Annotated in this window: 22 protein-coding genes and 1 pseudogene; 11 read left to right on the forward strand and 12 right to left on the reverse strand. The window is 63.3% G+C overall.

The annotated features are described in order from the left end of the window. From LU684_RS19930 to LU684_RS19940, 3 genes and pseudogenes are all read right to left on the reverse strand, one after another. Positions 1–169: pseudogene (locus LU684_RS19930) on the reverse strand (dihydrodipicolinate synthase family protein); the annotation flags it as partial. Positions 170–213: 44 nt separating this feature from the next. Beyond that, positions 214–1,140: a 4-hydroxyproline epimerase gene (locus LU684_RS19935; RefSeq protein WP_023047730.1), complete on the reverse strand. Its 927-nt coding sequence runs from the start codon at positions 1,138–1,140 to the stop codon at positions 214–216. A gap of 22 nt (positions 1,141–1,162) precedes the next feature. Beyond that, positions 1,163–2,776: an APC family permease gene (locus LU684_RS19940; RefSeq protein WP_070086910.1), complete on the reverse strand. Its 1,614-nt coding sequence runs from the start codon at positions 2,774–2,776 to the stop codon at positions 1,163–1,165. A gap of 379 nt (positions 2,777–3,155) precedes the next feature. Between LU684_RS19940 and LU684_RS19945 the strand changes: the two genes are divergently transcribed. Beyond that, on the forward strand, positions 3,156–3,938 hold the full coding sequence (locus tag LU684_RS19945; RefSeq protein WP_060519207.1) for an AraC family transcriptional regulator: 783 nt from the start codon (positions 3,156–3,158) through the stop codon (positions 3,936–3,938). Here the strand turns inward: LU684_RS19945 and LU684_RS19950 are convergent. Continuing rightward, entirely contained in the window at positions 3,926–4,813 is an 888-nt protein-coding gene (locus LU684_RS19950; protein ID WP_016488615.1) for a LysR family transcriptional regulator, read from the reverse strand. The genes LU684_RS19945 and LU684_RS19950 overlap by 13 nt on opposite strands. Positions 4,814–4,953: 140 nt before the next feature. Here LU684_RS19950 and moaB point away from each other — a divergent pair, with 140 nt between their 5' ends. Next, positions 4,954–5,493 carry a molybdenum cofactor biosynthesis protein B gene (gene moaB / locus LU684_RS19955; protein WP_060519203.1) on the forward strand — a complete coding sequence of 180 codons (540 nt, stop codon included), beginning with the start codon at positions 4,954–4,956 and terminating at the stop codon, positions 5,491–5,493. Positions 5,494–5,623: 130 nt separating this feature from the next. On the opposite strand, the gene LU684_RS19960 is transcribed toward moaB, so the two are convergent. After that, on the reverse strand, positions 5,624–6,523 hold the full coding sequence (locus LU684_RS19960) for a bestrophin family protein (RefSeq protein ID WP_060519201.1): 900 nt from the start codon (positions 6,521–6,523) through the stop codon (positions 5,624–5,626). 20 nt (positions 6,524–6,543) lie between these two features. Continuing rightward, complete coding sequence (moaA, locus tag LU684_RS19965; RefSeq protein ID WP_232894960.1) at positions 6,544–7,545, reverse strand: GTP 3',8-cyclase MoaA; 1,002 nt, start codon at positions 7,543–7,545, stop codon at positions 6,544–6,546. A 225-nt stretch (positions 7,546–7,770) separates the two neighbouring features. Here moaA and LU684_RS19970 point away from each other — a divergent pair, with 225 nt between their 5' ends. After that, entirely contained in the window at positions 7,771–10,101 is a 2,331-nt protein-coding gene (locus LU684_RS19970; RefSeq protein WP_023047729.1) for an FdhF/YdeP family oxidoreductase, read from the forward strand. A gap of 125 nt (positions 10,102–10,226) precedes the next feature. On the opposite strand, the gene LU684_RS19975 is transcribed toward LU684_RS19970, so the two are convergent. Further along, positions 10,227–10,688 carry an Lrp/AsnC family transcriptional regulator gene (locus LU684_RS19975; protein WP_232894962.1) on the reverse strand — a complete coding sequence of 154 codons (462 nt, stop codon included), beginning with the start codon at positions 10,686–10,688 and terminating at the stop codon, positions 10,227–10,229. A gap of 92 nt (positions 10,689–10,780) precedes the next feature. On the opposite strand from LU684_RS19975, the gene LU684_RS19980 reads away from it, so the two are divergent. After that, positions 10,781–11,962, forward strand: a complete 1,182-nt coding sequence (locus LU684_RS19980; RefSeq protein ID WP_060519197.1) for a trans-sulfuration enzyme family protein — start codon at positions 10,781–10,783, stop codon at positions 11,960–11,962. Positions 11,963–12,119: 157 nt separating this feature from the next. On the opposite strand, the gene LU684_RS19985 is transcribed toward LU684_RS19980, so the two are convergent. Beyond that, entirely contained in the window at positions 12,120–12,356 is a 237-nt protein-coding gene (locus LU684_RS19985) for a YdcH family protein (RefSeq protein WP_016488607.1), read from the reverse strand. Positions 12,357–12,608: 252 nt separating this feature from the next. Here LU684_RS19985 and LU684_RS19990 point away from each other — a divergent pair, with 252 nt between their 5' ends. From LU684_RS19990 to LU684_RS20005, 4 genes are all read left to right on the forward strand, one after another. Next, positions 12,609–14,246 carry a phosphoethanolamine transferase gene (locus LU684_RS19990; RefSeq protein ID WP_016488606.1) on the forward strand — a complete coding sequence of 546 codons (1,638 nt, stop codon included), beginning with the start codon at positions 12,609–12,611 and terminating at the stop codon, positions 14,244–14,246. A gap of 115 nt (positions 14,247–14,361) precedes the next feature. Further along, positions 14,362–15,495, forward strand: coding sequence for a ribonuclease D (gene rnd, locus LU684_RS19995; RefSeq protein WP_016488605.1), 1,134 nt, complete (start codon positions 14,362–14,364; stop codon positions 15,493–15,495). Continuing rightward, complete coding sequence (locus tag LU684_RS20000; RefSeq protein WP_016488604.1) at positions 15,492–15,785, forward strand: YcgL domain-containing protein; 294 nt, start codon at positions 15,492–15,494, stop codon at positions 15,783–15,785. The genes rnd and LU684_RS20000 overlap by 4 nt, the downstream gene beginning before the upstream one ends. Before the next feature lie 2 nt (positions 15,786–15,787). After that, positions 15,788–16,720, forward strand: coding sequence for a D-2-hydroxyacid dehydrogenase (locus tag LU684_RS20005; protein WP_016488603.1), 933 nt, complete (start codon positions 15,788–15,790; stop codon positions 16,718–16,720). A gap of 112 nt (positions 16,721–16,832) precedes the next feature. On the opposite strand, the gene LU684_RS20010 is transcribed toward LU684_RS20005, so the two are convergent. Next, positions 16,833–17,426, reverse strand: a complete 594-nt coding sequence (locus LU684_RS20010; protein ID WP_095116751.1) for a nitroreductase family protein — start codon at positions 17,424–17,426, stop codon at positions 16,833–16,835. Between the two features lie 144 nt (positions 17,427–17,570). On the opposite strand from LU684_RS20010, the gene LU684_RS20015 reads away from it, so the two are divergent. Both LU684_RS20015 and LU684_RS20020 read left to right on the forward strand, forming a co-directional pair. Next, entirely contained in the window at positions 17,571–18,020 is a 450-nt protein-coding gene (locus LU684_RS20015; protein ID WP_016498373.1) for a YcgN family cysteine cluster protein, read from the forward strand. A 41-nt stretch (positions 18,021–18,061) separates the two neighbouring features. Next, positions 18,062–19,270, forward strand: coding sequence for a hypothetical protein (locus tag LU684_RS20020; RefSeq protein WP_016488600.1), 1,209 nt, complete (start codon positions 18,062–18,064; stop codon positions 19,268–19,270). Between the two features lie 89 nt (positions 19,271–19,359). Here the strand turns inward: LU684_RS20020 and LU684_RS20025 are convergent, their stop codons facing one another. The 3 genes from LU684_RS20025 to LU684_RS20035 all read right to left on the reverse strand — a co-directional run bounded on the left by LU684_RS20025 (position 19,360) and on the right by LU684_RS20035 (position 20,701). Then, a complete protein-coding gene (locus LU684_RS20025) occupies positions 19,360–19,707 on the reverse strand; it encodes a YgaP family membrane protein (protein WP_031312544.1) in 348 nt (115 codons plus the stop codon). Positions 19,708–19,786: 79 nt separating this feature from the next. Next, positions 19,787–20,257 (reverse strand): RNA methyltransferase, encoded by a 471-nt coding sequence (locus tag LU684_RS20030; RefSeq protein WP_232894963.1) that lies wholly within the window; start codon positions 20,255–20,257, stop codon positions 19,787–19,789. Between the two features lie 72 nt (positions 20,258–20,329). Beyond that, on the reverse strand, positions 20,330–20,701 hold the full coding sequence (locus LU684_RS20035) for a YajD family HNH nuclease (RefSeq protein WP_016488597.1): 372 nt from the start codon (positions 20,699–20,701) through the stop codon (positions 20,330–20,332). Between the two features lie 132 nt (positions 20,702–20,833). Between LU684_RS20035 and LU684_RS20040 the strand changes: the two genes are divergently transcribed. After that, entirely contained in the window at positions 20,834–21,112 is a 279-nt protein-coding gene (locus LU684_RS20040; RefSeq protein WP_232894965.1) for a hypothetical protein, read from the forward strand. The last annotated feature ends 45 nt before the right edge of the window (positions 21,113–21,157 follow it).

The raw sequence follows: 21,157 nt of genomic DNA on the forward strand, positions 1-21,157 counted from the left end.
CGGTCAGCAGTGGCCAGTCGCCCATCGAACCGCAGTACACCACGGCGCTCATGCCGGCCTCGATCAGCTGGTGGCCCTTGCGCACCAGCGCGTCAAAGTCCGGCTTGCGCGCGGCGGTGCACGGGGTCATCAGGGCGGGCATGGTGCCGGTGAAGAGGTTGTCAGTCATTGTTGTTACTCCTGGCGAAATGGGGTTTTCGGAAAAGCCGGGGCTCAGATGCCCCAGGCGAACGGGTCCTGTTCGTCGATCAGCAGGGTGCTGTCGGCGGTCATGTAGGCGCGGCCGGTGATGAACGGGCGAATGTGCTCGCCGTCGCGCTCGTAGCGGCCATGGAACTGGCTACCGGTGATACTGGCCTGTACCCAGGTCTGGCCCTCGGCAAGCTTGCCGTCGGCGGCCAGGCAGGCCAGCTTGGCGCTGGTGCCGGTGCCGCACGGGGAGCGGTCGTAGGCCTTGCCGGGGCACATCACGAAGTTGCGGCTGTCGGCGTTGGCGTCGTCGGCAAACAGCTCGACGTGGTCGATAGGCGCGCCGTTTTCGCCGGTGATGCCCTGGGTTTCGAGGGCTTTGAGCATGGCCCAGGTGTACTCGGTCAGCGCTTCACGGTTGGCCAACTCGATACGCTGGCCGTGTTCGGAAACGAGGAAGAACCAGTTGCCGCCCCAGGCGATGTCGCCGCGCACCACGCCATGGCCGGGCACGTCCACCGCAACCTGCTGGCGGTAGCGGTAGGAGGGCACGTTGCCGATGGTGATGGCACCGTCTTCATGCAGGGTGGCGCTGACCTGGCCAACCGGGGTGTCGATCTTGTGTACGCCCGGTGTGATCAGGCCCAGGTGCTGTAACGAGGCGACCAGGCCGATGGTGCCGTGGCCGCACATGTTCAGGTAGCCGGCGTTGTTGAAGAAGATCACCCCGCAGGTCGCATCAGCCGACACCGGCGGGCAGTACAGCGCGCCGACCAGCACATCGTTGCCGCGTGGCTCCAGCAGGCAGGCACGGCGCCATGGGTCGTGCAGCTCGCGCAGCTCGTCGCGCTGTTCGGCCATGCTGCGGCCGTGCAGTTGCGGGAAGCCCTTCATCACCAGGCGGGTTGGCTCGCCGCCAGTGTGAGAGTCGATGACGTGAATCTGTTTCATGGCTTGTCCCTTGCGTAAAAGATCAGGAAGCGACGGCAGCAGGGCGGCCGGTGTGGGTTTCAGCGCTGGCTTCGCTTTCGTCTTCACCTTCCAGGCGCACAAGGTGGGCAGGCACGCCCGTCGCGGCGCCCCAGTAGTAGATGCCCAGCGCGCAGGCGGCCACGGCCACGGTGTCGAGCGGGTGGCCGATTACCCCCAGGCCGCCAAAGCTGCCCAGCCACGACAGCAGGATGGTCACCGCGTAGAAACCGATCAGCCATGCCGAGGAGCGAACTTGCTGGGCCAGCGACAGGTGCTGGGTGGGTACGAAACGGCCACACAGCAGGTACAGCACGAACATCACGATTTGCAGGGCCAGCAGCCACGACACGGTGTTCCAGCCCGACCAGTACACGATCAGCGCGGCGATGATGAACGACAGCGGGCCGAGCACGGCCATGCCCTTGACCCGGAACGGGCGCGGCATCTGTGGCGCATTGCGGCGCAGGGCGGCGACGGTGACCGGGGCGACGGCGTAGCTCAGGACCAAGGCAGCGGAGACCACGTTGATCAGCGCTTCCCACGATGGGAACGGCAGGGTCCAGAACACCGACAGGCCAAACGTCAGCCACAGGGCCGGGCGCGGGATGCCGGATTCTGCATCGATGCGGGTGAAGTACTTGAAGAAGGTGCCAGTCTGCGCCCAACCATAGATCACCCGCGGGGTGGCGTTCATGTAGATGTTGCCGCAGCCGCTGGGCGAGATCACGGCGTCGGCCACCACCAGGTAAGCGAGCCAGCCGACGCCCAGGGCCAGGGCGATGTCACGGTAAGGCAGGGCCAGTTCCTTGGTCACGCTGGCCCAGCCGTTGGCCAGCATTTCGGTCGGCACGCTGCCGAGGAAGGCCAGTTGCAGCAGGGCGTATATCGCGGTGGACAGCAGCACCGACAAAATCAGTGCAATAGGGATGGTGCGCTGTGGGTTCTTCACCTCGCTGGCCACTGAAATGATCGGCGTCAGGCCCAGGTAGGCGAAGATGATGCCGCCGGCCGATACGGCCATTTCCACGCCGGACAGGCCGAACGGGGCAAAGCCCTGGACCTCGAAGTTTTCTGGCTTGAAGAAGGTGAACAGTACGCCGATCACCAGCAGCGGCACGATGAACTTGAACACGCTGACCAGGTTGTTGGCCTTGGCGAAGGTTTTCACGCTGCGGTAGTTGAGGAAGAAGAACAGCCCCAGCAAGGCAAACTGCACCAACCAGCCGAGCACGGTCGGGTCGCTGGAGCCGGCCTTGGTGAGCCCGGGGAACCAGGCGGCGGCGTATTGGCGTGAGGCGACCACTTCGATGGCGATCAGGCTGGAAAAGGCGATCAGGGTGATGAAACCCATCAGGTAGCCGAGCAGTGGGCCGTGTGAGTAAACGGGGTAGCGCACCACGCCACCGGCGCGGGGCAGGGCAGCGCCCAGCTCGCAGTAGATGATGCCCAGCAGCAGTACGGCAAAACCGCCGAGGAACCAGGAGAGGATGCCGGCCGGGCCTGCGATGGCCGACACGTGGCTGGCGGCAAACAGCCAGCCGGAGCCGAAGATGGCACCCAGGCCGATGAAGGTGAGGTCCAGCAGTGATAACTGTTTTTTGAATTTGCCTGACATGGGTTCGCCTTTTTGTTGGTTATTGGATAGGCAGGTCTGATGTCACGAGATGCGGCTTTTTGGGCCGCGCTCTTGTAGGACTTGGGCGGCTTGCGTGGGGCATAGAGTGAACCGGTCGGGGCGACGGTTCTTGATGGTTTTCTGCAGGGGGGATGACGAAATCGGCACAGTTGCAAAAAATGCTGGCGGCCAGGGTGTGCTGGTGGATAGGCTGTAGGCCATACCGGATAAGGGTTTGAGAGAGACATTGCCAGTGCTGGCCTCTTCGCAGCACAAGGCGGCTCCTACAAGAACCGCATGGCTATCAAGCCTTCTGCGGTCGCTGCAGGAGCAGCCGTGCGCTGCGAAGAGGCGGGCCCAGCAAACCGAGATAGAGAAGATGACCAATACCCCCCTGGCAACCCTCTACCAGTCCCTCGACCAGCACCGCCCCGCCACCCTCGAGGCCCTGCTCGCCGGTGTATCGCTGCTGCTGCCGATCCTCGACGCCATCCCCAACGCTGCGATCTTCATCAAGGACCCGGCCGCCCGCTATGTGCTGGCCAACAACACCCTGGTCCAGCGTTGCGGCCTCAAGCGCCTGCAACCGCTGCTGGGCAAGACCAGCGCCGAAGTGTTCCCGGCGCAGCTGGGGCCCGGCTACACCGAACAGGACCGCCGGGTGCTCAAGGAAGGCAGGGTGCTGGAGGACCAGCTGGAGCTGCACCTGTACGGCAGCCGCGAGCCTGGTTGGTGCCTGACCCACAAGCGCCCGCTGTACAACCAGGCGGGCGAGATCATCGGCCTGGTCGGCATTTCGGTCGACCTGCAATCAGCCGCCGACAGTCACCCTGCCTATCAACGCCTGGCCGCGGTGGACGAGCACATTCGCCAGCATTTTCACCAGCCGATCAGCATGGGCGAGCTCACCCGTATCGCCGATATTTCCGTGGCCCAGCTGGAGCGCTACTGCAAGCGGGTGTTCCACCTCACGCCCCGGCAGATGATCCACAAGGCGCGCCTGGAGCACGCCCACCGCCTGTTGCATTCGGACCTGCCCATCACCGAAGTGGCAATGTGCTGCGGCTATACCGACCACAGCGCCTTCAGCCGCCAGTTCAAGCAACTGACCGGCTTTACCCCGCGCCAGTACCGCCAGGCAACCAGCGATCAGGTGGCTTGAAACAGCACCCGGGCCTCGGCAAAGCACTGTTCGGCAATCGCCGAGCGCGGCTCGCTGCGGCGCAGCAGCAGGCCGACCGGGCTGTGAATGGCGGCGTCGGCCACCGGCAGGATGCGCAGGTGCTCGCTGAGGTCTTCCAGGCCGCAGTCCAGCGGCATGATCGCGCAGCACATGCCGGTATTGATGGCCTGGATCAGCTGGAAGGTCGAGTCGCTTTCCAGCACCGCATTCGGCTCCAGACCGCGGCTGCGGAAGCTCAGGTCCAGCGATTGACGGTAGTGCATGCCCTTGCTCAGCAAGCCCAGTGGTATGTCACTGAGGGCATCCCAGCGCAGCGGGGCGTCGGCGAATTGAAAGTGCCGGGTGTCGTGCAACAGGCCCATGGTGGTGGTGCCCAGTTCGATCACTTCGAAAAAGCTGGTGTTGACCTGGTCCAGGTAGCAGATACCCAGGTCGAGCTGGTTGCGGCTGAGCCCGTCGATGACTTGTTCCGAGCTTAGCGAGCTGAGCTGAAAGTGCAGTTCGGGGTATTTTTCGCGCAGTGGCAGCAGCAGGTGCATGGGGTTGAAGCTGGCCAGCGGCACCGTACCCAGGCGCAGGCTACCGACCACTTGGCCGCGGCAGCTGGCGGCCTCGGCTTGCAGGCCATCGTGGGCTGCGAGCAAGGTGCGGGCCCAGGCCAGGATGCGCTCGCCGGCCTCGGTAAAACCTTCGAAGCGCTGGCCGCGCTTGACCAGCACCAGCTCCAGTTCGTCCTCCAGGTTACGCAGGCGCATGGACAGCGTTGGCTGGGTGATATGGCACAGCGCCGCCGCCTGGCCGAAGTGGCGGGTCTGGTCGAGGGCGATGAGGAACTTGAGCTGCTTGATGTCCATGAAAGTGCCTGGCGTCTGGTTATGCAGACCTTAACCCACGTCTGCGATAGATGTCATTGATCGCCCGGTACGCCATATCGATTGGACGCCCTCGGGCCGTGCCTCTAGCGTGTCGACAATGCCATTCAAGGAGTTTTACCGTGCGCGTCCAACCCGATGCGGTCTTCGTACCGCTGAACATCGCCGTGCTGACCGTCAGCGACACCCGTACCTATGACAACGACACCTCCGGTGAACTGCTGGCCAGCCGTTCGGTAGAGGTCGGCCACCGGCTGGTGGCGCGGGCGTTGCTCAAGGACGACCTGTACAAGATTCGCGCGCAGGTGGCGACCTGGATTGCCGACGAGCAGGTGCAGGTGGTGCTGATTACCGGCGGCACCGGCTTTACCGGGCGAGACAGCACGCCGGAGGCAGTTGAGTGCCTGCTGGACAAGCGCATCGACGGTTTTGGCGAGCTGTTCCGGGCGTTGTCAATTCTGGATATCGGCACCTCGACCGTCCAGAGCCGGGCATTGGCCGGGTTGTCCAACCGCACGTTGGTGTGCTGCCTGCCGGGTTCGACCGGCGCCTGCCGCACGGGGTGGGAGGGGATTCTGGCCGAGCAGCTGGATGCCCGGCATCGGCCTTGTAACTTCGTCAAACACCTGTTGCCGATCGAGGCCTGCGCAAGCCGGGGCTGAACTGGGCCCTGTACCGGCCCTTTCGCGGGTAAACCCGCTCCCACAGGATCGCCACTGCCTTTGGACTTTGTGCAGTCCCTGTGGGAGCGGGTTTACCCGCGAAAGGGCCAGCACAGGAGGGCGCATTTGCTCAGCTCAACACATATCCGACCGGCAACAATGCCGGAGGCAACTGCTGCTCCCCCAACCCCGCCAGCACATCGCGCTCTACAGTCCGCACCATGGCATCAGTAGGCAAGTCGTTCTCATCGCGCCCGAACGGGTCTTCCAGCTCGTTGCCAATCGCATCCAGCCCGAAGAACGTGTACCCCACGATGGTGGTGAACAGGGGTGCCAGCCAGCCCAGCGGCTCGGCCAGGGCAAACGGTAACAGCAGGCAGAAGATGTAGATGGTGCGGTGCAGCAGCAGCGTATAGGGGAACGGCAACGGGGTGCCCTTGATCCGCTCACAGGTGGCCTGTACTTCGGTCAGCCCCACCAGCCGTTGCTCCAGCAGGCTGTAGCGCCAGTCGCTGATCTGCTGTTGTGCGGCCAACTGCGAACAGTGTTCGCCAATCTCACGCAGGATGCCGTCGCACACGTTGTGCGGGCTGATCCTCTCAGGCCGGGCCAGCCACGGCCGAGCGGCTGCCAGATCATCCTCGTTACGAAGCCGTGCATTCAGTGCATGGGCAAAACCGCACAGGCTGCGCAGCAGCTCCGTACGCAGGTGGTCGTCAGCAATCACCACGCTTTCGCGCACGAACGAGCGGGTTTCGATGATCAGCTTGCCCCAGGCCTTGCGGCCCTCCCACCAGCGGTCATAGCAGGCGTTGTTGCGAAAGCTCATGAAGATCGACAGCGACAGGCCAAGCAAGGTGAACGGCGTGGCGCTCACCGGGTAGAAAAACGCCGGGTAATGGCGCTCGATCAGCACGATCAGCGCTGCCAGCAGGGTCACCATCAGGCAGCGCAGGGCAATGCGCTTGACGATCGAACCCTTGAGGGTGAACAGCACACGCAGCACATCAGGGGTTGGGTGGACGATCATGGATATCCAGAGACGGCCGCTTAGCCGCCGGTCATGTTCATGAAGCGCAGGATCTGCACGTCGCCACCGACTTCGAAGTGATGGCGGTACGGCTTGAGGTGCAGCGAATCGCGGATGGCCTTTTCCAGGCGTTCGGCGTTGCCGGGGTGGGCGCGTAGCACGTGCTTGAGGTCCACCGAGTGTTCATTGCCCAGGCACAGCAGCAGCCGGCCTTCGACCGTCAGCCGTACGCGGTTGCAGGTGGCGCAGAAGTTGTGGCTGTGCGGCGAAATGAAGCCTACCCGGGTGTTCGCTTCTGCCAGACGCCAGTAACGGGCGGGGCCCTGGGACGACTCGGTGGATTCGATCAGGGTGAACTGCTCGGCCAGGCGCGCGCGTACTTCGTCGCTGGAGCAGAACGACTCGCGGCGCTCGTGTTCGCTGATCACCCCTAGCGGCATTTCTTCGATGAAGGTGATGTCCAGTTCGCGATCGATGGCAAAGCGCACCAGGTCGACCAGCTCGTGGTCGTTGCGCCCTTTGAGCACCACGCAGTTGAGCTTGGTGCGCTTGAAGCCGGCTTGGCGCGCGGCGTCGATGCCGGCGACGACCTGATGCAGGTCGCCGGTGCGGGTCAGTTGCTTGAAACGGTCGGCATCCAGGCTGTCGAGGCTGATGTTCAGGCGCGAGACCCCCGCGTCGAACAGTGGCTGTGCCAGGCGCCCGAGTTGCGAGCCGTTACTGGTCAGGCACAGTTCGCGCAGGCCGGGCAGGGCCGCGATGCGCCCGCACAGGTCGACGATGCCCTGGCGTACCAGTGGTTCGCCGCCGGTCAGGCGGATCTTGCGGGTGCCCAGGGCGACGAAGCGCTCGGCCACCTGGAACAGTTCTTCGAGGCTGAGGATCTGCTGGCGCGGCAGAAACTGCATGTCTTCGGCCATGCAGTAGACGCAACGGAAGTCACAGCGGTCGGTGACCGACATCCGCAGGTAGTCGATTTTCCGGTTGAAGCCGTCTATCAGGGCCCGGCTGTTCTGTTCCACGTTCGCGCTCGAATGGGTTGGGACACATCTCCAAGCTATAACCTGGCCGCAGGGGCGTCAAATTGCTTTGTCCGACTGCTTGATCGACGGCCTCTATCATGGCTGCAACCACATTCCCGGCCCATGATCGAAACCGCTTATCACACCGTAAGATCTTTCGATTGGACGCCCCTGCCTCACGCTCAATAGGCTGGAAAAAAGCATCGAAGCGTGGGGATTCATCGCATGAGCCAGGACGAACACATCAGGGACTACAAGGGCGCCGCCGCCGGTTGGGGGGCGCTCAAGAGCGTCACCAAAAGCTGGCTGGGCAGCGAAAATGCCTTCAAGAACCTGCGGGCCATGCTCAAGACCAACCAGAACGGCGGCTTCGACTGCCCCGGCTGTGCGTGGGGCGAGTCGCCGGAAAGCGACATGGTCAAGTTCTGCGAAAACGGCGCCAAGGCAGTTAACTGGGAGGCGACCGGTCGCTCGGTCGACCCGGCTTTCTTCGCCAAATACAGCGTCAGCGCGCTGAGGGAGCAGACCGACTACTGGCTCGAATACCAGGGCCGCCTCACGCACCCGATGCGTTACGACGCTGCCACCGATCACTATGTCGAAACCACCTGGCAGGAGGCCTTCGAGCTGGTCGCCACGCACCTGCGTGCGCTGCAGTCGCCCGATGAGGCCGAGTTCTACACCTCGGGCCGGGCCAGCAACGAGGCGGCGTTCCTCTACCAGCTGTTCGTGCGCGCTTACGGCACCAACAACTTCCCCGATTGCTCGAACATGTGCCACGAAGCCAGCGGCGCAGGCATGTCGGAAACCCTCGGGGTGGGCAAGGGCACCGTGGTGTTCCACGACCTGGAGCTGGCCGACGCCATCTTTGTCATCGGCCAGAACCCCGGCACCAACCACCCGCGCATGCTCGAACCGCTGCGTGAGGCGGTCAAGCGTGGGGCCCAGGTGGTCTGCTTCAACCCGCTAAAAGAGCGTGGCCTGGAGCGCTTCCAACATCCGCAGCACCCGTTCGAAATGCTCAGCAACGGCTCTGAGCCGACGTCCAGCGCCTACTTCCGCCCGGCCCTGGGTGGTGACATGGCGGCCATGCGTGGCATTGCCAAGTTCCTGTTGCAGTGGGAGCGTGAAGCCCAGGCCAAGGGCGAGCCGGCGGTGTTCGACCATGCCTTCATCGCCGAGCACACCAGCGGCGTCGATGACTACCTGGCAGCGGTGGACGCCACCTCTTGGGAACACATCGTCAAACAGTCGGGCCTGACCCTGGCCGAGATCGAGCTGGCCGCACGCATGTACCGCAAGGCCGAGCGGGTGATCATGTGCTGGGCCATGGGCGTTACCCAGCACCGCCATTCGGTGCCTACCGTGCAGGAAATCGTCAACCTGCAGTTGCTGCGCGGCAACGTTGGCAAGCCCGGGGCCGGCCTGTCGCCGGTGCGCGGCCACAGCAACGTGCAGGGCGACCGCACCATGGGCATTGACGAGAAGCCCAAGCCGGCGTTGCTCGACGCCATCGAAAAACGCTTCCAGTTCCGTGTGCCGCGTGCCCACGGGCACAACGCGGTGCTGGCGATCAAAGCCATGGAGGAGGGGCGGGCCAAGGTGTTCATCGCCCTGGGCGGCAACTTCGCCCAAGCCACCCCGGACACCCCGCGCACCCACGCGGCATTGCAGAACTGCGCGTTGACCGTGCAGATTTCCACCAAGCTCAACCGCTCGCACCTGGTCACCGGCCGCGATGCACTGATCCTGCCGTGCCTGGGCCGTACCGAAATCGACCTGCAGGCCGAAGGGCCGCAAGGCGTGACCGTGGAGGACACCTTCAGCATGGTGCACCTCTCCAACGGCCAGTTGCGCCCACGCTCGCCGCACATGCGCTCGGAGCCGTGGATCATCGCCGGCATGGCCAAGGCCACGCTGGGCAACCAGCCGATCGACTGGGAGTATGCGGTGGCCGACTACAACCGCATTCGTGACATGATCGCCGACGTGATCCCAGGTTTCACCGGCTTCAACGAACGCCTGCATAGCCCGGGCGGTTTCCACCTGGGCAACAATGCCGCCGATCGCAACTTCCGCACGACCACGGGCAAGGCTCGCTTCATGCCCCACGCACTGCCGGAAGAGTTGATCAACGCCAAGGTATTGGCCCGGGGTGACAAGCCCGACCTGATCCTGCAGACGCTGCGCTCGCATGACCAGTACAACACCACCCTGTATGGCCTGGATGACCGCTACCGCGGGGTGTTTGGCCTGCGTGAAGTGGTGTTCGTCAACGAGGCCGACATCCGCCGCATGGGCTTTGAGCCGGGTGAGCAGGTGGACCTGGTGTCGCTGTGGGAGGACGGCGTGGAACGGCGCGTTTCTGGGTTCCGCCTGGTGGCGTATGACGTGCCTGAGGGGCAGGCGGCGGCGTATTACCCGGAGACCAACCCACTGGTGCCGCTGGAAAGTTATGGCGAGGGGACCTACACCCCTACCTCGAAATTTGTGGCGATCAAGGTCGAGAAAGCCAAGGCAGGGAACCGCATTGCGGCGGTGTTGGCCGCGGATTGACGGGTTGCCTGCAAGGGCCCTATCGCCGGCAAGCCAGCTCCCACTGGGACTGCACAGCTTTCAGAACCTGTGATAAACCTGTGGGAGCTGGCCTGCCGACGATAGGGCCGGTGCAGCATACAGAATCAGGAACGATGCACCGGGTAAGCCGTGGTGTACTTCATCTGCTCCATGGCAAAACTGGAGGTGATGTTCGACAGCCCATCGGTGCGGGTAATCAGCTTTTTGTAGAACCGGTCATACGCCGCAATATCCCCCACCACCACCCGCAGCATGTAGTCCCAGTCCACCGACATGCGATAGAACTCCATCACTTCCTCAAACCCGGTCACGGTCGCGGCAAACTGCTCCAGCCAGGCGCTGTCATGGCGCTGGGTCTTGAGCTGGACGAACACCGTCAGCCCCAGCCCCAGGCGTTCGGGGTCCAGCAGGGCGACACGGCCGAGTATGTAGCCTTCTTCTTCCAGGCGCTTGACCCGCTTCCAGCACGGCGTGGTGGACAGGTTGACGGCCTCGGCCAGGTCCTTGAGCGCGATCGAGGCATCGCGCTGAAGCAGGGTAAGTATGTGCTGGTCGAAACTGTCCATATCGCGCGCGGGCCGTGTAGAAAAATTTTTCACAGATTACCCCAAGGCCAGACGATTTGGGTTGTGCGATAGTTGCAGCCTTCACTCTGCCAATGGGCCTGACCATGTCCGACAAGCCGCGCAATTTCGCCACCCGTACCATTCACGCCGGCGAGCAGTTCAGCGTTGCCGAAAACGCCATTTTCCCGGCTATCGTCACCGCCAGCTCGTTCACCAAGCGCAGCCTGGACGACAAGCCGGAATACTCCTACAGCCGCGTCGGCAACCCTACCCGGCATGCCTACGAAACCTGTGTCGCTGCCCTTGAAGAAGGCGTGGGCGCTGTGGCCTGTGCCTCGGGCGTCAATGCCACCGCAACCGTGCTTGAGCTGCTGCCCAAGGATGCCCACGTGGTGGTGATGAACGGCGTGTATGGCGGCACCTTCCGCATTCTGGAGGACTACCGCAGCCGTACCTCGGGCCTGACCACCACCTATGTCGACCTCAACGACCTTGAGGCTGTGGCCGCCGCCATCAAGCCGCAAACCCAGCTGATCTGGATCGAGTCGCCGACCAACCCGTTGCTGCACCTGGTCGACATCAAGGCGGTGTGCGACCTGGCCAAGGCGCGGGGCATCCTGACCTGCATCGACAACACCTTCTGCTCACCGTGGAACCAGCGCCCGATCACCTTGGGCGTGGACCTGGTGATGCACTCCGCCAGCAAATACATCGGCGGCCACTCCGACCTGACCGGTGGCGTGGTAGTGGCGGCCAATGATGCACTGCTGGCACGCCTGCGCCGCATCAGCATGGCGATTGGCGCGGTGCAGGGGCCATTTGACTGTTACCTCGCCCTGCGCGGCCTGAAGACCCTGGATGTGCGCATGGAGCGCCAGTGTGCCAACGCCCTGCAGGTGGCACGCTTTCTCGAAGGGCATGCGCAGATCGAGCAGGTGTATTACCCGGGGCTGGAAAGCCACCCCCAGCATGAACTGTGCAAACGCCAGATGCGCAGTGGCGGGGCGGTGGTGGCGATGAAGGTGAAGGGCGACCGCGCCGCGCTCAACCGCCTGGTGGAGGCGTTGCAGATCTTTGTGCTGGCCGACTCGCTGGGCGGGGTGGAGAGCATGATCAACCACTCGTGGACCATGTCGCATTGCTCGCTGAGCCCGGAGCAGAAAGGCGTAATGGGGATCAGCGAGAACCTGCTGCGGTTGTCGATGGGGATCGAGGATTACCGCGACCTGATCGAGGACCTGGATGGTGCTTTGAAGGCATCAGCGGCGGGCTGATATAAACGCGGTCTTGTGGGAGCGGCCTTGTGCCGCGAAAGGGCCGCAGCGCGGCCCCGGCAATCTATGCGTTATTGCTGAAACCTTGGGGCCGCTACGCAGCCCTTTCGCGGCGCAAGGCCGCTCCCACATGGCGCGTTCAGGCCTGTGAAATCAATCAGGATTTGGGCGGATGGATGATCCGTTCGATCTTGTCCTTGATCAGCAACCGTTCCTTGCGCAGCCGGTTGACGGCGTCGTCGTTGGTACCGTTGCCTTCGGCGGCGACCACCTCCTTGTCCTTGGCGTTGTATTCCTTGTGCAGCGCGTGCAGCGCCTGGTCCTTGTCAATGAGCGCCTGGAATGCATCAGCGGTAACGTGCAGGTCAGCGAGCAGATCATGCGGAACTGGCATTTCTTCACCTCTGTCAGGGTTGTCGGTAAGGTCCTGACCACTGAGGATAGCCGCGTTTGCGCAGGCTTGTGAGGGCGGCCACGCTGAATGGCAGCTGAATGGCTTTCACGAAATTGATAAAAGACCACGCTTCACGAAATTGTTACCGTCTTTTTCACAAAAAATTGATGATGCGCTTTCTAGAGTTCGCCCAACTTTCCCACGGTGCCATCCGGCCTGGGGGCTGATAATCACTCTTGATTGCGAACGCTGATGCTCAACCTTAAATCCCTGCGGACTGAATGGGTCACGCTGCTGGCCAGCCTTTACCTGCTGATTGGCTTGAACATGTTTCTCTGGGAGCACTTGCAAGAGGTGGTGCCCGCCGGCCTGTCAGGGCTTTGGCTGAGCCTGGCGTTTGCGGTGCTGATGCTGTTCGCCTTCAACCTCATTCTCACCCTGGTTGCCTTCCGTTATGTATTGAAGCCGGTACTCATCGTGTTGTTCATGAGTGGCGCGGGCGCGGCTTACTTCATGAACCAGTACGGTGTACTGATTGATGCCGGCATGTTCCGCAATATGGCTGAGACCAATGTTGCAGAAGTGCGCGATCTGATGTCGCTGAAGTTTGCTGCCTATATCCTGTTATTGGGTGTCTTGCCGTCAGTGTTGTTGTGGAAGGTGCAGATCGCTTACCGCCCCTGGCACCGCGAGCTGCTGGGCAAGCTGGTGGTCAGTGGTGCCTGTGTCGTGGCCCTTGGCTCGGTAGCGCTGGTCAATTATCAAGGGTTGTCGTCGCTGTTTCGCAACCACCACGAACTGCGCCTGATGCTGACCCCGAGCAATATCGTTGGGGCCTCCATCGGTTATGTCAGCGAGCGGGTCGGTACTGCCTCGCGCCCATTCCAGTCTTATGGCGAAGATGCCAAGCGAGATGCCGCCTGGCAAAAACACGAGCGCAAGTCGCTGACGGTGCTGGTCGTCGGCGAAAGTGCCCGGGCAGACCATTTCGGCGTGCTGGGCTACGAGCGCGATACCACGCCGAACCTGGCCAAGGAACAAGGCCTGCTGGCGTTTTCCGATGTGCACTCGTGCGGCACGGAAACCGCAGTCTCGGTGCCGTGCATGTTCTCGGGCATGAAGCGCAAGGATTACGATGCCCGCGTGGCGAAGAACCGCGAAGGGTTGCTGGACGTTCTCCAGCGTGCCGGCCTGGCCGTGCAGTGGCGTGACAACCAGTCGGGCTGCAAGGGTACCTGCGACCGCGTGCAGTTCATTGATGTCAGCAACCTCAAGGACCCCCAACTGTGCGCCAATGGCGAATGCCATGACCAGATCCTGCTGCAAGGTCTGGACGAGCTGATCGACAACCTCGACAGGGACACCGTGCTGGTGCTGCACCAGATGGGCAGCCACGGGCCGGAATACTTCAAGCGCTACCCCAGTGGCGGCGAGCGCTTCACGCCGGTATGCCAGAGCAACGCACTTAACCAGTGCAGCGAGCAGGAGATCATCAACGGCTATGACAACACCCTGGCCTATACCGACAAGGTGCTGGCTTCGCTGATCGACACCTTGCGCAGCAAACAGGACAAGGTCGACACGGCCATGATCTACCTGTCCGACCACGGCGAGTCGCTGGGCGAGTACAACCTGTTCCTGCATGGCACGCCTTACCCCATCGCCCCTGAGCAGCAAAAGCACGTGCCGCTGCTGACCTGGTTCTCCGACAGCTACAAGGAGGACTTCGGCCTCGACACCGACTGCCTGGCCAAGCTCAGCGATGCCCCGCTGTCGCAGGACAACCTGTTCCACTCCATGCTCGGCCTGTTGCAGGTGCGCACCGAGGTCTACCAGCAGTCGCTGGACATGTTCGCCAGCTGCCGGCCTTGGCTGGCGGCCAAGCGCTGAAATGCCGTTCCTTCACTCACAAACAGCACCACTGATCGATATCAAGGATGGCCCGGGTTTCACCAGCAGTGCCCGCGCCGTATATACTGCGCGCCAATGTTAGTGGGAGAGCCTCGTGGCCATCGAAATTCACTGGATCCGTGACGACCAGAGCCTGGCCGAACACTGCCGCGACTGGCACCAACTGCCCTTCGTCGCCGTCGACACCGAATTCATGCGGGTCGACACCTTCTACCCGAAAGCCGGGCTGATTCAGATCGGTGACGGCCAGCGGGCCTTCCTGATCGACCCGCTGCTGATCGGCAACTGGCAACCCTTGGCCGATCTGCTGGAAGACTGCGGTGTGGTCAAGGTGCTGCACGCCTGCAGCGAAGACCTTGAAGTGCTGCTGCGCCTGACCGGCAAGCTGCCGCAGCCGCTGTTCGACACCCAGCTGGCTGCCGGTTACCTGAACCTGGGCTTCTCCATGGGCTATTCGCGCCTGGTGCAGGAGGTGCTGGGTATCGAGCTGCCCAAGGGTGAGACCCGCTCCGACTGGCTGCAGCGCCCGCTCTCTGAAACCCAGATCAGTTATGCGGCCGAGGATGCCGTGCACCTGGCCGAGCTGTTCACGGTGCTGCGCCCGCGTTTGTCCGACGACAAGTACGCCTGGGTGCTGGAAGACGGCGCCGAGCTGGTGGCCGCATTGCGCCGTGAAGTCGAGCCCGAAAGCCTGTATCGCGACGTCAAGCTCGCCTGGAAGCTGGCCCCCCAGCAACTGGCGGTGCTGCGCGAACTGTGCGCCTGGCGCGAGCGCGAAGCGCGCAACCGTGATGTGCCGCGCAACCGCATCCTCAAGGAACACTCGCTGTGGCCCATGGCCAAGAGCCAGCCGAACAACCTGTCGGCGCTGGCCAAGATCGACGAGATGCACCCGCGCACCATTCGTCAGGACGGTGAGTTTCTCGTGCAGCTGATCAAGCGCGCGGGCAGCCTGCCTGCCGAGCAGTGGCCAGCGCCGTTGCCTGAACCACTGCCGATCGAGGCTGCGGGCATTCTCAAGCAACTGCGTGCCATCGGCCAGGCCGAAGGCGAGCGCCTGGGCATTGCCCCCGAGCTGATGCTGCGCAAGAAAGCCCTGGAAGCGCTGCTCAAGACCGGCTACCCCCATGGCCCTTATCAACTGCCCGATTCGCTGCGCGGCTGGCGCCGTGAGCGCATGGGCCAGGCCCTGCTGGACAACCTGGCAGCTGCCGGAGAAACCCGATGAAACGCATTTGCTCGATCTACAAGAGCCCCCGCAAGAACGAAATGTACCTGTACGTGCTCAAGGCCGACGGCCTGGAGCGTGTGCCCGAAGGCCTGTTGCCGGCCTTTGGCACCCCCATGCACGCGTTTGATCTGGTGCTTAGCCCCGAGCGCAAGCTGGCCCGTGAGGACATCACCAAGGTGCTGGAAAACCTCGATAACCAGGGCTACCACCTGCAGATGCCGCCGCTGGAAGATGAGTACATCGAGCACCTGCCCGAAGAGCTGTTGCGCCGTAACGACCCGGTCTGACCATGCGTGTACTGATTGCTGAGCATGACCATGCTCGTTACGCCGGGCTTTTGCGCGAAACAGCGCCGAACGTGGAAATCCTGACCAGCGGTGACTCCGCCGAGCTGGCCCGTCAGGCAGCGCAGTGCACGGTGTGGCTGGGCCAGCCGGACTTGCTGGCGAGCTTGCTACGCCAGGGCCTCAAACCGGAATGGATGCAATCGACGTGGGCCGGTATCACGCCGTTGCTGGCCGATGGCCTGCCGCGTGACTATCGCCTGACCCGTGCGGTGGGCATATTCGGCCAGGTGATGGCCGAGTACATGCTGACCTACATGCTCGGCCATGAGCGCGAGGTGCTGTCGCGCCTGGTGAGCCAGGTCGAGCGGCGCTGGGATGACCGCCCGGGGCGCACGCTGGAAGGGCGCAAGGTGCTGATTGTCGGCACCGGCGACATTGGCCAGCGGGTGGCCGAGTTCCTGCAGCCGTTTGGTGTGGTGCTGTACGGCGTAGCCAGCAGCGCCCGGGAACAGGCACCGTTCGTCGAGGTGGCTGCGCTGGCCGACTTGCCACGCATGGTGGGCCAGGCCGACTACGTGCTCAACCTGCTGCCGGACACCCCTGCTACCCACGACCTGTATGACGCGGCGCTGTTCAAGTGCTTCCAGGCCACGGCGTTGTTCATCAATGCCGGGCGTGGCGCGGCCGTGGTCGATGCCGACCTGGTAGAGGCACTGAAGCAGGGCCATCTGGCCGGAGCGGTGATCGATGTCTGCCGGCAGGAGCCGTTGCCCCGGCAGCACCCGTTCTGGACCGCCTGGGGGCTATTGTTGACCGGGCACAGCTCGGCACCCACCTCGCCGGCAGCGATGGTGCGGTTGTTTGTCGAGAATGTGCGGGCTTATGAAGCGGGGCAGGGGTTGCGTGGGGAAGTGGACTTTGCCCGGGGCTACTGATTGATGTTGCCTGTGCCGGCCTCTTCGCGGGCTCGCCCGCTCCCACAGGTACAGCACCGTGCCTGTGGGAGCGGGCGAGCCCGCGAAGAGGCCAGTAAGGCCTCCACAAGGCTTACAGGCTGAAATCACCCTCGGCAGCCAGCTCGCTCAGCGGCTTGCGCGGGCTCGGTACTTCACGCGACTGCAGCGCTTCATCCAGGCTGGCCTTGTCACCCAGCTTGCCGATCGCCACCATGGCATGCAGCACGTAGCCCTCGGGAATCTTCAGTTCCTGACGCGCCAAGTCCTGGTCGAAACCAGCCATGCCATGGGTATGCCAGCCGCTGATGCTGGCCTGCAGGGCCAGGTGGCCCCAGGCGGAGCCGGTGTCGAAGGTGTGCCACAGCGCCGGTTTTTCTTCCGTGGCGCCCGGGGCTGCAAAGGTGGTCTTGGAAATGATCAGTACCAGCGCCGAGGCCTGTTGCGCCCAGCTGCGGTTGAACGGCACCAGCAGGTTCAGGTAGCGCTCCCAGTTTGGCGTGTCGCGGCGGGCATACAGGAAGCGCCAAGGTTGCGAGTTGTACGCCGACGGTGCCCAGCGTGCGGCTTCCAGGAAGCTCAGCAGGGTCTGTTCGCTGATCGGTTCGGCGGTGAAGGCGCGTGGCGACCAGCGGTTGATGAACTGTTCGTTGATGGCGTAATCGGCAATGCGGGGGTTGGCGCTCATGACAGCTCCTGCAAACGGACGGGAAACCCGCACGCTACTGCGTCCCGTCGCGACTGACAAGCGGTCTGGCTTTGCCGAAGGCCAGGCTCTAGACTGGCCCCGCCGCGCGCCGTGGCCCTAAAGATGAATGCAGGAAACCGTGTGATGATCGCTGAAAACGCGCCGTTCTGGCGGCGCAAGACCCTCGAGCAACTCAGCCCGCAAGAATGGGAGTCGCTGTGCGACGGCTGCGGCCTGTGCTGCCTGCAAAAGCTTGAGGACGAAGACGACAACAGCGTCTATTACACGCGTATCGCCTGCAAATTGCTGGACATGGATACCTGCCAGTGCAGCGACTACCCCAACCGCTTCGCGCATGTACCGGACTGCATCCAGCTCACCCCGGGCAAGGCCGACCAGTTCACGTGGCTGCCAAGCACCTGCGGTTATCGCCTGGTCAGCGAGGGCAAGGACCTGCCGGCCTGGCACCACCTTGTCTGTGGCGATCGCCAGCAGGTCCATGAACAGCGCATTTCCCAGTCGGGGCGTATGCTCAGGGAGCAGGATGTGCACGAAGACGACTGGGAAGACCACCTGATCTTCCGCGCCAGCTGACCGGCGCGGCCCGCTGCCACGGGGAAACAAGGAGTTTCTGTATGCGTTGCCAGCTGTTGTTGCTGTTGGGCCTGATGGCCAGTTCGCCAGCCTGGGCGAAAAAGGTCGACCTTGACTACCAGGTGCGCCTGTTGCCCGCCAGTGGCCAAGCGGAAGTCCGCCTGACCCTGGCTGAAGGCAGTGCCGTGCGCAGCCTCGACTTCGACCTGGGCAAGGCGGCGGCCTTCAGCGGCTTCCAGACCGATGGCCAATGGCAACTCAAGGGCCAGCGTGGCGTGTGGCAGCCGGCGGCCGGCAAGACCAGCCTCAGCTACCGCGTGCAGTTGGACCAGAAGCTCGCCAGCGGTGCCTATTCCTCGCGTGTTACCCCTCACTGGGCGTTGTTCCTCGGCGACCAGCTGGTACCGCCTGCGCGGCTTGACCAGCAAGATGGCACGGAGCTTGTGGCACGCCTGGCGTTCGACTTGCCCGAGGGCTGGAAGAGTATCGAGACGTCCTGGCCACGCATTGGCAAGGACAAGTTCCGCATCGACAATGTTTCGCGCCTGTTCGACCGCCCGACTGGCTGGATGCTGGCCGGCGACCTGGGTAGCCGCCGTGCCCGCCTGGGCGATACCGAGGTCACCGTGGCCGCACCGGTCGGGCAGGGCATGCGGCGCATGGACAGCCTGACCTTGCTGACCTATGTCTGGCCGCAGTTGCAGGCCGTGTTCCCGCGCAACCCGCCAAAGCTGCTGCTGGTCGGTGCCCGTGACGGCATGTGGCGCGGGGCAATGGCAGCGCAGGGTTCGCTGTACCTGCACAGCGCCCGGCCGATGATCAGCGAGAACGGCAGCAGCCCGTTGCTGCGCGAAATGGTGCAGCTGTTCGCGCAGATCCATGGGCGTGACGGCAGTGACTGGCTGGTGGAAAGCCTGACCGACTACTACGCCAGCGAGTTGCTGCGCCGTTCAGGCGGGGTGAGCGACGACCGCTACCAGGCCTGGCAGGCACGCCTGAGCAAGCAGGGCGCCAAGGTCACCCGGCTCAAGGGCGAACGCGCCAGCCCCGCTCAGGTGGCCCGTGGGGTGATCTTGCTGCAGGCACTGGACAAGGAAATCCGCATCCACACACAGGCCAAGCGTTCGCTGGACGATGTGGTACGCGGGCTGATGCGCTTGCCCAGCGTGAGCACTGAAGACTTTGTGCAAATCAGCGAGAACGTCATGGGGCGCAAGTCCGAGGTGCTGCAGAGCAAGGTGTTGCGCTAGACATCCCTGGGGCCTGTACCTCGAACCCTGTGCGGTACCTGTGGGAGCGGGCTTGCCCCGCGTAGAGGCCAGCCCAGACGATACAAAGATCAGCTGTCTGCCAACGGATCCTTCCCGGTCACCGTCACTCCCCGCGTCGCCGCCTTGGCACTGGCCTTCAACGCCTCCAGCTCCACCGCACTGCGTTCTATATCCGAACGCAACCGGTGGTACTCCTGCCGATGTCGCTGCCACCACGCCTTGGTCGAGCAATGCCCGCTGACCCCGCGTGCCACCGCAATACCTCCGACCACGAGCTGCAGCAAGCCGATAAAGCCACCCTGGCGCAGCCCTTTGCTCACCATCAGTGCCCCTCCAGCCAGCGAACTGACCCGTTCCAGGCCATGGACATTGTGCTGCGAAGACGCAGAAGACGCAGCAGAATGGATATCGAACATGGCAAGACCTCCGTGTGAAATGTAAGCAGCTGACCAGCAGGGTGTCAGCCGCGTTCACTCGGGGCGCTCAGCGGCAACTTTATTTGAACTTGGGCCCAGAGCGGGTATTCAGCCCTTTGGCCAAACGGTCATACAGCACTACATTCACGGTCGCGGCCAGGTTCATGCAACCCTCGGTGGGGACGTAGATGGTCTCTTCACACCATGCCCGCACCTCGGGGCTGAGGCTGCCGTCTTCCGGGCCGAAGATGTAGATGGCCCGGTCCGGGTGGGTATATTCCGGCAGTGGCCGCGCACCTTCCACCAGCTCGACCGCCACCGGGGTACAGCCCAGCGGAACGATGCGCTGCAGGTCATCGATGCCGATCAGCGGAATGTCGTAGTGCACGCGCTTGGTGTCAGTGACAAAGTCACGCGCACGTTCGTAGCGTTTGCCGGTGTAGAACACCGAATTGACGCCATAGCAACCCGCAGCGCGCATCACCGAGCCCACGTTTTCTGGGGACTTGGGGTTGAACAGGCCGATGCAGCTGTATCGTTTGTTTGCCACGTACCGGGGCCCTTCGCGAAAAAAAGCGCGATTATACGGGCTGCCCGGTAGCAGTGGGGGCCGAATCGACGGTCAGTCTTTCTTCAACATGCCCGCCAGCGCGGCGAACGGATTGTGGGTGGCCTTGGCGATGCTCGGTGTGCTGGTGGAACCTTCGCTGAAGTACTGCTGGTCGGTGTAGCGCGAGTGCTCGTTGTCGTGGCAGTACAGGCACAGCAGCTCCCAGTTGGAGCCGTCCTGCGGGTTGTTGTCGTGATTGTGGTCACGGTGGTGCACGGTCAGCTCGCTCAGGCGCTTGCCAGCGAATTCGCGGGCGCAACGGCCGCAGACGTGCGGGTACATTCTCAGGGCCTTGTCGCGGTAGCCCATTTCCTTGTCACGCTTGGCATCGGCCAGGATGCGATCAAGGCGCGCGGTGGCGGCGGCGGAAGAGGTGGAGCTCATGGTGTTTCCTTTGTTCTGATCAGGCAAATGACGGTTATGGCATTGAGTCTAGCGCGCTTGCAGGGCAGGCGGACAGGCGAAAGCGGTGATTTAGGCGTAGCCTGTAGAAAGGTTCCCGACAGGAGGTTGCTGATGTTTCACGCGATCCTGACCGCGCTGCTGATGGCTGGCCTGCCCCTGGCCGAAGCTGCCAGCACGCCACCTCGCCTCACTACGCCAGTGCCGGGTGCACCGGGCACCCCCACACCCACGCCATACCCGCAGATCACCCCGAGTACACCGCCCAAAGCCTACGACAGCCAGCCGGGGGCGCCCTTGTTGCCGCCAATGCCAGTGCCCGGGCCGCCGAAGGACCAGCCATTGCCGGGGTTGCGCCAGGACCCACCGAAGCCGGGGTTGCAGGATGATTGAGCATGAGCGGCCTGCGCCGGTCCTGTGGGAGCGGGCATGCCCGCG

The organism is Pseudomonas sp. NMI542_15, assembly GCF_021283425.1.
Taxonomy (GTDB): domain Bacteria; phylum Pseudomonadota; class Gammaproteobacteria; order Pseudomonadales; family Pseudomonadaceae; genus Aquipseudomonas; species Aquipseudomonas fortuita.